9 protein-coding genes and 1 tRNA gene are annotated in these 10,664 nt (G+C 66.9%); 3 read left to right on the forward strand and 7 right to left on the reverse strand.

Translation table 11 applies throughout. The features are described 5' to 3' along the window. Positions 1-42: 42 nt before the first annotated feature. Together BSTEL_RS10330 and BSTEL_RS10335 are read left to right on the forward strand one after the other, a co-directional pair. Positions 43-381: a hypothetical protein gene (locus BSTEL_RS10330; RefSeq protein ID WP_034530169.1), complete on the forward strand. Its 339-nt coding sequence runs from the start codon at positions 43-45 to the stop codon at positions 379-381. 147 nt (positions 382-528) lie between these two features. Then, positions 529-601: transfer RNA gene (locus BSTEL_RS10335), tRNA-Arg, on the forward strand. 201 nt (positions 602-802) lie between these two features. On the opposite strand, the gene BSTEL_RS10340 is transcribed toward BSTEL_RS10335, so the two are convergent. After that, complete coding sequence (locus BSTEL_RS10340; protein ID WP_084686275.1) at positions 803-2,290, reverse strand: flotillin family protein; 1,488 nt, start codon at positions 2,288-2,290, stop codon at positions 803-805. A 219-nt stretch (positions 2,291-2,509) separates the two neighbouring features. Here BSTEL_RS10340 and BSTEL_RS10345 point away from each other — a divergent pair, with 219 nt between their 5' ends. Further along, positions 2,510-3,331: a DUF4391 domain-containing protein gene (locus BSTEL_RS10345; RefSeq protein WP_084686276.1), complete on the forward strand. Its 822-nt coding sequence runs from the start codon at positions 2,510-2,512 to the stop codon at positions 3,329-3,331. A 140-nt stretch (positions 3,332-3,471) separates the two neighbouring features. On the opposite strand, the gene BSTEL_RS10350 is transcribed toward BSTEL_RS10345, so the two are convergent. The 6 genes from BSTEL_RS10350 to BSTEL_RS10375 all read right to left on the reverse strand — a co-directional run bounded on the left by BSTEL_RS10350 (position 3,472) and on the right by BSTEL_RS10375 (position 10,629). Beyond that, positions 3,472-3,846, reverse strand: coding sequence for a hypothetical protein (locus BSTEL_RS10350; protein ID WP_034530171.1), 375 nt, complete (start codon positions 3,844-3,846; stop codon positions 3,472-3,474). 44 nt (positions 3,847-3,890) lie between these two features. Beyond that, entirely contained in the window at positions 3,891-5,654 is a 1,764-nt protein-coding gene (locus BSTEL_RS10355) for a sodium:solute symporter family protein (RefSeq protein ID WP_051923072.1), read from the reverse strand. 506 nt (positions 5,655-6,160) lie between these two features. Then, positions 6,161-7,129 carry a Ppx/GppA phosphatase family protein gene (locus BSTEL_RS10360; protein WP_034530173.1) on the reverse strand — a complete coding sequence of 323 codons (969 nt, stop codon included), beginning with the start codon at positions 7,127-7,129 and terminating at the stop codon, positions 6,161-6,163. Positions 7,130-7,201: 72 nt separating this feature from the next. After that, complete coding sequence (locus BSTEL_RS10365) at positions 7,202-8,431, reverse strand: aminotransferase class I/II-fold pyridoxal phosphate-dependent enzyme (RefSeq protein ID WP_051923073.1); 1,230 nt, start codon at positions 8,429-8,431, stop codon at positions 7,202-7,204. Between the two features lie 126 nt (positions 8,432-8,557). Continuing rightward, entirely contained in the window at positions 8,558-9,790 is a 1,233-nt protein-coding gene (locus tag BSTEL_RS10370) for an MFS transporter (RefSeq protein WP_238567701.1), read from the reverse strand. A 107-nt stretch (positions 9,791-9,897) separates the two neighbouring features. Beyond that, on the reverse strand, positions 9,898-10,629 hold the full coding sequence (locus BSTEL_RS10375; protein WP_084686277.1) for a GNAT family N-acetyltransferase: 732 nt from the start codon (positions 10,627-10,629) through the stop codon (positions 9,898-9,900). Positions 10,630-10,664 lie beyond the last annotated feature (35 nt).

The following is a 10,664-nucleotide window of genomic DNA, read 5'->3' on the forward strand; positions in this document are numbered from 1 at the left end:
GCACGGTTCCGCACGGTCGAGCCGGAGCGTGCGCCCTGACGCGTGCGCGACGCTCCCCCGCCGCGCGACGACGGCCTGCGCGCGCTCCTTCCGCCCGCGGACGTTCCGCGGGTTCCGCCACGCGATGACGATGCGGATGATTTCGACGACTTCGTCTTCGACGAGGATCTGGACGATTGCGGGGGCTTGGAGGACTGCCGGGAACGGGATGACTTCGAGGATTTCGATGACTCAGACGATTTCGACGATTTCGAGGATGATGCCGACGACTTGCCTGCCCGGCCGGCCGCGCGTACGCGCCCGTCGTCGTCCTGCGCGCCGGACGCGCGTCTGAGCAGTTCGCGCCGGGCGTCGGCCTTCGCCTCGTCGGGCGTGAGATAATCACCTCGGGTTCGTTTCGCCACGCGGCCTCCCTTTCGACTGCCACCACCTTACCGCGGGGAGACGCTGCCCCCGAATCGATGCCGACCGTATCGCAACACGTGATGTGCATCACCGGCACGAAACCGTGTACAATGAATTGCCGTTGCCTCGGTAGCTCAGGGGATAGAGCACCGCTCTCCTAAAGCGGGTGTCGTCAGTTCGAATCTGATCCGGGGCACCCACACCCCTTGGAATCATTGCGATTCCAAGGGGTTTTGCTTGCCGCGCCTGACACCAGGGGGCACTGGGGGGGGGCACCCGCAGTGCGGCCCTGCGCGTTCATGCAATCAGCGGAGTGAAGACGCAGCGGGAAAGCACAGGAGGGAACCTGGCCCACTCAACCGTGAAACGGGCCTCCACGAAGGTCGGCGCGGAATCGTCACTTCGCCACAGCCGACACATCAGCCGCATCAGCCGCATCCGTCGGCGAAACCGCAGGTCCCGGCTTTCCAAGCTCCCCGGAAGACCCCGTCTTCTTCAGCCCGTCGGCCATCGCCTTGCCGGCCATGTGGCCGCCGAGCGCGCCGTTCAGCAGCGTCTTCAGGTCAAGGCCGATGCTGCCTGCCAGGCCTTCGCTGATCTGGCTCAGCGCGTTGGTGGTGTCGCCGACGAGCTTCGTGGTGTTGCCGTCGCCGTACATGGTGATCGTGTCGACCTTGGCGAGCGGTTCGGCGATGGCGCGCGCGATCTGCGGCATGATCTGGATGTACTGCTGGGCGATGATGAGCTGGTTGTTCATCGCGTTGTACGCGTGGCCCTGCGCCTCGATGCCGGCCGCCTCGCCTTCGCCCTTCGCCTTGAGCGCGGCGCCTTCGGCCTCGCCCTTGACGCGCGTGGCCTGCGCCTGCGCGTCGGCGGTCGCCTTGACGGCCTCCGCCTCCTGACGCTGCCGGTACAGGTCGGCTTCGGCGGTTTTCTGCGTCGTGTACAGTTCGGCGTCGGCGCGCTGCTCGGCGGCGTAGCGGTCGGCTTCGGCCTGCTTGCGCACGGTCGCGTTGAGCTCCTTCTCCTTGACGGCGGCCTGACGGTCGGCGAGTTCGATGCGACGTTCCTCGGCGGCGATCTCGGCGTCCTGCTGGGCGATGTTGAGCTCCTTGGTGCGTTCCGCCTTGGTGATCTCGTACACCATGTCGGCCTTCGCCTTCGCGTTGTCGGCGGTGGTCTTGAGTTCCGCCTGCTTCAGGTCGAGCTGGTTCTGACGTTCGGCGACCTGCTGGTCGGCGGCGATGCGCGCGAGCTGCGCGTCACGGCTGATCTGGGCGGCCATGTCGGCGCCCATGTCGCGGATCACGCCCTGACCGTCGGCGAAGTCCTGCACGTTGAACGTGACGAGTTCGAGGCCCAGCGCCTCCATGTCGGCGCGGGCGGCGGTCGCCACGGTCTCGGAGAACTCGTCGCGGTTCTCCATGAGCGTCCTGAGCTCGGTCTTGCCGATCGCCTCGCGCATCTTGCCGAGCAGCACCTGCGTGACGTCGGCCATCATGCGTTTCTTGTCCTGGTTCAGGTAGTTGCGGGCGGCGATCTCCAGCGGATCACGTTCGACGCCGTCGTGCCCGACGAACCGGTCGACGCCGATCTGGAAGTTCGCGACGGCGCTCACGTCGATGAGGATCGCGTCCTTCGTGGGGATGGGCGTGTCCGTGTGCAGTTCCGATTGGACGACGCCGAGCGACAACCAGTCGCGACGGTAGAGGAACGGGATGATGATGGCCGCCTTGCCGGTCACGAAGCGCCGCCCGCCGGGGCCGGTGATGACGAGCACGCGGTCGGTGGGTGCGACCGTATAGCAGGCGCACGCCAGTATGATCAGGACGATCACCACGGGGACGATGACCCACAGCGGGCCGAAATGCAGAAACTCAAGCATGGACGGATTCCCTTTCCTGTCGTCGCACGGCACCGCTGCCGCGACATCCGTTCGCCCCATGGCCGTCACAATGCAATGATGCAATGCGACGGCGGGCGTCTCACTCACGATGATACCCGTCGCCCCACGCCGGCGCCATGCGGTGTATCGTCGTAGCAATATCCGCAGCCGCCGCGACGGCACCTATGTCGCGACGGCGCGAAGGAAGGGAGGCCGACGATGGCCGATGGAACGACGAGCGCAGGAACGAACACGACCGCGGCGAGGACGAACGCCGGAGCGACCGGCGCGGCGAGCTGCGGCACGGTGACCGCGCTGGAACTGGGATTGCCGGAACGGTCCGTGATTCCCGCCGCCAAAGGCACGCTGCCGAAGGCCCTGTTCGCGGGGAAGGGACCGATTTCGAACACGCTGAAACAGCATCTCGTGCATGCGGTCGCGTCGATCCACGTGCTCGCGCTGCTGCGACCCGCGAATGCGGGCGTCGCGGCGGGCGCGCGCATACGCGAGATCCTCGTGCTCGGACTGCGCCTCAACGGCGTGGACGCCGCAATCCCCACGGACGTCATCGAGCATGTCGCGGCGCAACGGCCGGGCAGCGGCGTACTGTTCGTCTGCGTGCGCGACGGCCACGCGCCGGCTGCCGGCGGCGATGCGGCGAACGCCGCCGCCGGCGCGGACGCGACCGTCGAGCAGTGCGCGCTCGCCGTGCGCCGCAAGGTGCCGGGGCGTCCCGGCCATACGGCGCGGTACGCCGTGCATGTCTCCGATTGGTCGGATCCACGCGATCTGCTGTTGGAGATCACGGGCGACACGATGGATGACGCGTGGGAGTCGCTGTGCTCGCAGGCGATTCTCGGCACCGCCGACCACGCCGACCTGGACGCGCGGCTGATCGCCCGCGACCGCGTGGTCGCGTTGCGGGCGCAGGAGGCGAAGCTCGTGCGCGACCATGCGCGCGCGAAGAACCCCGCGCAGCGCAACGAGGCGTTCGCGAAACTCGCCAAGGTGCGCGCGGAATTGAAGCGCCTCGGCGCGTGACGGCACGACGCGGTGCGGCGCGGTGACGTGTACGCGGCGACACGGCGGGACGTCGCGTCCACATGCGTACGCATATATAAAGGTGTCCCATCCGAAATGGATCGGATGGGACACCTTGGTTGGAAGGAAAGGTCAGAACGTCACTCGGACTTGGACTCGCCCTGTTCGGCGGCCTGCGCGGCGGACGCCTCGGCGGAGGCGATGATGTCCTCGGCGGGGACCGGGTTGAAGTGGTCCCAGACGAAGAACACGACGCCGGCGAGGAACATCAGCGCGCCCGTCCACAGGTTGATGGGCAGTCCCGTGGTCTTGGCCACGTCGGCGGCCGGGTCGATGAGGCCGACGGCGAACACGACGACGCCGTAGACGACGAAGATCATGCCGAGGATGCGGCGCAGGTCGGAGCGATGCGTGGAGCGCACCATCTCCTCCTTCTCAGCCTCGGTGAAGTACTCCTTCTTCGCGGAAGACGGTTCCGCGGACGCAGCCTGCTGCTGCGAGGTTTCCTGAGTCATAATCACTCCTCACAAATGCTTGTTGACTGTTTCTGCGGTGCGGATCAGAAGAAGATCGCGTACTGGATGACGCTGATGACCAGGGCGAGGATGCCCAGGAAGATGGTCACGTGGTTGTCCTTGCGTTCCTTCTGGACGGCGGCCGTGCGGGCGGCCTTGTCGAGGACCTGGCCCTTGTCGTGGGCCTCGGCGTCCTCCATGATGTCGTAGCGGAAGTACTTCATGCCGCCGGTGGCGAAGGTCAGGCCCTCGATCTCGGAGTCCGGCTTCGGCTTGGTGACGAGGCTGACGACGATGGCGACGACCATGGCGGAGGCCAGGGAGATCTCGGCCTGGTACAGGGTGCCGGAGGTGGCGGTCGGGAAGATCGGGTTGCCGTCGGCCACGGACTTGAGGTACCACAGGTAGACGCAGAACGGCGCGATGATGCCGACCACGTAGCCGGCGGTGGCGCCGGCCGGGGTGATGCGCTTGAAGAACAGACCGAGGATGAACACGGCGAACAGCGGCGAGTTGAAGAAGCCGAACAGCACCTGCATGTAGGTCATGATGTTGCCGAACTGGGACGCCACGAACGCGGTGCCGACGGAGATGAGCACGCCGACGATGGTGATGATGCGGCCCGCCTTGAAGTAGTAGCTATCCGGCTTGCCGGGCTTGATGTAGTCCTGCAGCAGATCGTAGGTGAACACGGTGTTGAACGAGGAGACGTTCGCGGCCATGCCGGCCATGAAGGAGGCCATGAGACCGGTGACGGCGATGCCGAGCACGCCGGACGGCAGATACATCTGGATGAGCTTCGGGATGGACTCGTTGTAGGTGAGCGCGCCGGAGGCGAACTGCTTGGAGAGCACGGCGGCCGCGATGCAGCCGGGGATGATCACGAGGAAGCCGACGAACAGCTTCGGGAAGCAGGCGTAGATCGGGGTGCGGCGGGCGGCGGTCATGTCCTTGGCGGAGAAGGCGCGCTGGACCTCGGTGAAGTTGGTGGTCCAGTAGCCGAAGGAGATCACGAAGCCGAGGCCCATGACGATGGTGAACCAGTCGGCGCCCATCGGGTTGGTGACGTTGCCGATGCCGGTGCCCTGCCAGGTGCTCAGGTGCAGGTCGCCGATGCCCGGGGTCGCGGCGAGCGAGGTCTTGAGGCCCTCCCAGCCGCCGATGTTGCGCAGGCCGACGACGGTCAGCGGGATGAGCGCGGCGAGGATGACGAAGAACTGCATGACCTCGTTGTAGACGGCGGACTTCAGGCCGCCGAGGTACGTGTAGACGAGCACGATGACGCCGGAGAAGATGATGGCGGAGATCTGCGACCAGCCGAGCATGGCCTCGATGATGATGGCCATGGCGTACAGGTTGATGCCGGAGATCAGCAGCGTGGAGGTCGCGAAGCACAGCGAGCAGACCAGATGCGCGCTCTTGCCGAAGCGGCGGTACATGAACTCGGGCACGGAGCGCACGCCGGAGCCGTAGTAGAACGGCATCATGAAGATGCCGAGGAACACCATGGCCGGGATGGCGCCGATGATGTAGTAGTGCAGGGTCGACATGCCGATCTGGGCGCCATTGGCGGCCATGCCGAAGATCTCGGTGGCGCCGAGGTTGGCGGCCATGAAGGCGATGCCGGTGATCCACGCCGGCATCGAACGGCCGGCGAGCAGGAAGTCGGTGCTGGACTTCATGCGACGGCCGGAGATCCAGCCGATGGCGATGACCACCACGAAGTAGAAGACGAGAATCGCGTAGTCGATGGGCTGCAGATTCAGCTTGATGCCGCTGTCCGCGGCCGCCAACACTGTCGTCGGCATTGGTTTCCTCCCTCTTTGGACCGGATGCGCGTCTGCCGCGTCCGGACTCCATTGTGTTCGTAACCGCTTACATGACGGCATGCGAGAGTAAGCCCGGCATTATCGCCGGACATCGCCCGCAGGGGGTCGTCAGGGAAGCGGTCACATCCATCCGTCCGGTTCACGCTGCACCGGACTGTTTCGACAGTGCCTTAAGCTAGTACGATTCCAGCGTCGCGCAACCGCTTTTTCCAGGCGTTCCAAGGGATTTTGATAACCGTTCGATAACACCGTTCCGCGCCGACATGCCGACGGCCCCGAGATTCCCCAATGTTTCCAAGGTCTTCCGTCATCATCGACGATTCGGCCCCGAGACGCATCCATGGGCGCCTCGGGGCCGAATTGCAACCAAATTGTTATATCGCAAGGGTGTTAGCGCGCACAATACACCCCCGTTGCGCGCCGCCCGTCACGCGATGCATGCCGAGGTCGCGCGTGGCGCGAGCCGCGAATCACGCCCGGCCTGTTCAGAATCCGAGACGCGTACGTCCGAATTGGTCGAGCCAGCGCAGGATCGCGCCCTCGCGCAGCGCCCACGGGCAGATCTCGATCTCCTGGATGTCAAGCGCCTTCATGATCTCGTCGGCCACGATGCCGCCGCCGACGATCTGCAGCGTGCGCTCCGGCGTGATGCCCGGCAGGGCGACGCGCTGATCCGGTTCGATGGCGGCGAGGCGCGGAATCCAGTCCTCCAGCTGCTCGCGCGTCATGATCATCGTGTCCTCACGGCCCGGCTGGCGCAGCACGGCACCGGCGAGGCGGGCGAGCGAACGGAACGTCTTCGACGTGCCGACCGCATGGTTCGGATGCTTCGACTTGGGGAACGCCTCGATCATCGGCTCGAGGATCCGGCGCACCTGCTTGCGCGCCTCGTCCAGCTCGTCGGGCGTGGCGACGCCTTCGGGCAGGAACTCCTTGGTGACGCGGCCGGCGCCCGCCGGCACGGACAACGCGACCGTCGGCTCCTCGTCGGAGCCCATCGCGACCTCCAACGAGCCGCCGCCGATGTCGAGCATGAGCAGCCGGCCCGCGTCCCAGCCGTACCAGCGGCGGGCGGCGAGGAACGTGAGACGGGCCTCGTCGGTGCCGGACAGAACCGTCACGCCCTGGCCGATGCGCTCCTCGATCTTGCGCAGCACCTTGTTGCCGTTCGGCGCCTCGCGGATGGCGCTGGTGGCCATGGCGAGCAGCTGCGTGATCTCATATTCCTCGGCAAGCTTCATGCCCTCGTCGACCGCTTCGAGAATCGCCTCGATGCCGGCCTTTCTGATCGATCCGTCGTCCTTCAGATACTGCATGAGACGCACGGTGGTCTTCGTGCTGGCCTCCGGGTCGGGGCGCGCGCCGGGCGCGGCGTCGACGATGAGCATGTGGATCGTGTTCGAGCCGATGTCGAGCACGCCGAGTCGGGTGGTGTGCGAACGCAGGTTGACCATGTGCGGTGTCGTTCCTTTATGTGTCGATGTGTGTCGTGTCGTGTTCTGTCGTGTTCTGTCGCGCGTGTGGCGTCACGCGTGCAGTGTGGGCAGCCAGCGGCCGAGACGGTCGAGGCCTTCGGCGAGCGCCTCGCGCGACGCCGCGTAGCTCAGGCGCACGTGCGTGTCGGCGGTGGCGGCGCCGAAGTCGCGTCCCGGCGTGAGCGCGACGTGCGCCTCGTCGAGGGCGCGTTCGCAGAACGTCCACGCGTCGAGTCCGGTGGACGTGATGTTGAAGTACGCGTAGAACGCGCCGTTCGGTTCGACTTCGACGGGCAGGCCGATGCGCTTGAGCCCGTCGATGACGATGCGGCGGCGTGCGAGCAGCTCCTGGCGGCGGCGTTCACATTCGGCGAGACTGCTGTCGGTGAAGCAGGCGAGCGCCGCATGCTGGGTGGGCGTGTGCGCACACAAATAGTAGTTGGTGGCGAGGTCGTCGACGGCCTTGAGGATGGCGTCGTCGTCGGGGATGACGGCCCACCCGAGCCGCCAGCCGGTCATGCCGAAGAACTTGGAGAAGCTGTTGCACACGATCGCGTCATCGTCGCAGGCGAGCACGGAGCGGATCTCGGTGCCGTCGGGTTCGCGGTCGGCGAGGTCGATGTACGTCTCGTCGACGATGCGCCACGCGCCGTGGTCGCGCGCGTAGTCGCACACGTCCCTCAGCACGTCGAAGTCGATGGTCGTGCCGGTCGGGTTGGACGGCGAGGTGATCATCACGGCCTTCGTGCGGTCCGTCCAGTGGGCGGCGACGAGGTCGCGGTTGAGGTGGAAGCGCGTGGCCGCGGAGGTGGGCACGTCGATGACGTTGCCTTCGAAGCTGTTGATGAGTTCGCGGTTGCACGGGTAGGAGGGGTCGGCGACGATCACGTCGTCGCCCGGGTCGACGGTGAGCGCGGTGGCGAGCAGGAGCGCCGCCGAACCGCCGGAGGTGATGATGATGCGCCTCGGGTCGATGTCGAGGTCGTGGCGTTCCCGGTAGAAGCGGGCGATGGCCTCGCGCAGTTCGGGCAGGCCCATGGCGGCCGTGTACGGCAGGGCGCGACCGTCGTACTGTTCGCGCATCGCGTCGCGCACGGCGGGCGGCGCACCGAAGTCGGGTTCGCCGAGAGAGAGTTTGATCACGCTCACGCCGTTCGCGATCATGCGGTCGGCCTTCTCGCCGAACACCATGGCGCGGAACGGCTGCGCCTCGCGGGCGCGGCGGGACATCACGGGGGATGCGGGGGTCGTCTGTTCGGGCTGCTTTGCTTCTCCAGTCATACCGCCCGTTGTATCGGCAAGACGCGACACGCGCGCCCCGCGTCCCGAGTGGTGGGACGCGGGGCGCCGTGGGTGTGGGGCGTATGCGAAGACGCGCACGAGGTGGGCGTGGCGCGCCGATGCCGGTCAGCGGCGTCGCGCCAGCGCCCAGCCGAGCAGGGCGAGCGGTACGGCGCACGCGGTGAACAGCGCGGGCAGGAACATGCCGACGTGCGGACTGGACGCGTCGAGCACGATGCCGGCGACCGACGAGCCGAACGACGTGCCGACCGTACCGGCGGTGGCCACCCAGCTCAGACCTTCGGTGAGGCTTTCGGCGGGCACCAGATCCTTGACGATGAGGTTGCCGGTGGTGAACAGCGGGGAGACGACGAGACCCGACACGATTTCGAGGACGCCGAGGAGGATGAGGTTGTCCATCGCGAGGCGGAAGCCCACGTAGCCGACGACGAGCAGGCTCAGGAAGATGACCATGTGCGCCCAATGCGAGCCGCGGAACGTGCGCGAGCCGAACACGACCGCGCCGATGCACGAGCCGACGGCGAACATGGCGAGTTGGAGGCCGAGGAACCGTTCGAGTCCCATGCCCTTCATCGTGGCGGTGACCGACACGTCGAACGAGGTGAAGCTCATGTTGAACACGAGGAACACGACGAGCAGCGGCAGCACGCCGCCGTAGAGGAGCGCGCTTTTCGGCTTGGCGCCTTGGCGGCGCAACCTGTCGAGGGACAGGCGGTCGGCGGAGTCGGGGGCGGCGTCGGGGGCGATGGAGGTGTCGGCGACGCCGTCCGTGATGCGCGGGGCCGCATCGGACGCCGTGACGTCGATGGCCTCGACGATGGCGGGCGGCTGCGTGGACTTCAGCGAGAAGAAGACCGCGCCGCCCACGCCGCAGGCGATGGTGGGCACGAACAGCTGGCTGACCGGATGCACGCTGGTGGCGAGCCATGCGGCGAGGATCGGTCCCAAGATGAACACGACCTCGTCGATGGCGGCCTCCAACGCGTACGCGGTGTTGAGCAGCGCCTCGCCGTCGTCGCGGCCGCGCAGCGCGTACGCCCAGCGGGTGCGCACGAGCGCGCCGAACGAGAACTGGGTGAGACCCATCACGACGGCGAGCGCGAACAGCAGCGGGATCGGCACGCGCACCAGCGCGGCGAACGCGAACGCGAGCATCGCCGTGACCTGTATGGCGAGCGCGAGACGTCCGACGCGACGCTGCCCGAACCGGTCGAACAGGCGCGCATAGAACGGGGTGACGCAGGAGAGCGCGAACACGTAGGTGGCGCTCATCGTGCCGGCGACCGTCCAATTGTCGTACAGGTGGTTGAGGGCGAGCACGATGCCGAGGCTCATCATGGAGATCGGAAGTCGCGCCACCGCTCCGGAGACGCAGAACGCCTTCGTGCCGGGGATGGAGAAGAGGCGCGCGTACGGCGAACGCGGCTTCGCGGCAGCGACCTCGCTCACGCGGCCACCTCGCCCTCGTAGATATAGATATCTTCTCCATCTCCCACGTGTTCGCCGGGGTGGTCTTTGGCGTAGCGTTCGGCGACGCGGGCGAGGCCCTTGTGCTCGTAGAAGCCGACGTCGCAGCTGGAATCGGTGTGCAGGTAGTAGCGTGGCGCGCCGGCTTCGGCGAACGAGGCGAGCAGGTTGCGCCAGAGGGTGCCGCCGACGCCGTGGCCGCGCGCGGCGGGGGCGACGACGAACAGTTCGAGTTCGGCGGGGGTACGGTCGTTGATGGCGATGTCGGCTTCCATGCGTTCCTCGAGCGCATGCCACGCCTCGGTGCGGGCGAGTGCGTCCGCACCGTCGGGTGTGGCGTCGAGTTCCGCGTTGACGCGGGCGAGTTCGCCGGATACTTGGGGGAAGAGCACGGGACGGCCGGCCACGCGCGACAATGTGACGCCGAGGAACGTGCCGTCGACCTTCTCGGCGATTTCGCCACGTGTGGCGGGTTCGAGGTAGTGGAGGACGAAGTGGCGCGAGGTGAGCCGGGCGATGTGGGGGTCGCCGGGTTCGTCCACGCCCCACGTGGCGTAGAACGCGTCGACGATGGCGTCGAGGTCGTTCCAGGTGACGGCGCGGTAGGTGACGGCGGCGCTGGCGGCGGCGGTTTCGATGTGACGTGCGGTGTCGACGGCCGTGGTGCCATGTGTTGCGGTGCTGGTGGTTGCGGTGTTGTTCGCAGCCATGGGTGGTTCACTCCTTTTCACTGGTGGTGTCGTGG

Origin of the sequence: Bifidobacterium stellenboschense (genome assembly GCF_000741785.1) — a bacterium.
In the GTDB taxonomy this organism is placed as follows: Bacteria; Actinomycetota; Actinomycetes; order Actinomycetales; family Bifidobacteriaceae; genus Bifidobacterium; species Bifidobacterium stellenboschense.

Coding starts and splice junctions, on each gene's coding strand:
- BSTEL_RS10340 (WP_084686275.1), bottom strand. CDS start 2,290: ATGCTTGAGTTTCTGCATTTCGGCCCGCTGTGGGTCATCGTCCCCGTG.
- BSTEL_RS10345 (WP_084686276.1), top strand. CDS start 2,510: ATGGCCGATGGAACGACGAGCGCAGGAACGAACACGACCGCGGCGAGG.
- BSTEL_RS10350 (WP_034530171.1), bottom strand. CDS start 3,846: ATGACTCAGGAAACCTCGCAGCAGCAGGCTGCGTCCGCGGAACCGTCT.
- BSTEL_RS10355 (WP_051923072.1), bottom strand. CDS start 5,654: ATGCCGACGACAGTGTTGGCGGCCGCGGACAGCGGCATCAAGCTGAAT.
- BSTEL_RS10360 (WP_034530173.1), bottom strand. CDS start 7,129: ATGGTCAACCTGCGTTCGCACACCACCCGACTCGGCGTGCTCGACATC.
- BSTEL_RS10365 (WP_051923073.1), bottom strand. CDS start 8,431: ATGACTGGAGAAGCAAAGCAGCCCGAACAGACGACCCCCGCATCCCCC.
- BSTEL_RS10370 (WP_238567701.1), bottom strand. CDS start 9,790: ATGATGAGCCTCGGCATCGTGCTCGCCCTCAACCACCTGTACGACAAT.
- BSTEL_RS10375 (WP_084686277.1), bottom strand. CDS start 10,629: ATGGCTGCGAACAACACCGCAACCACCAGCACCGCAACACATGGCACC.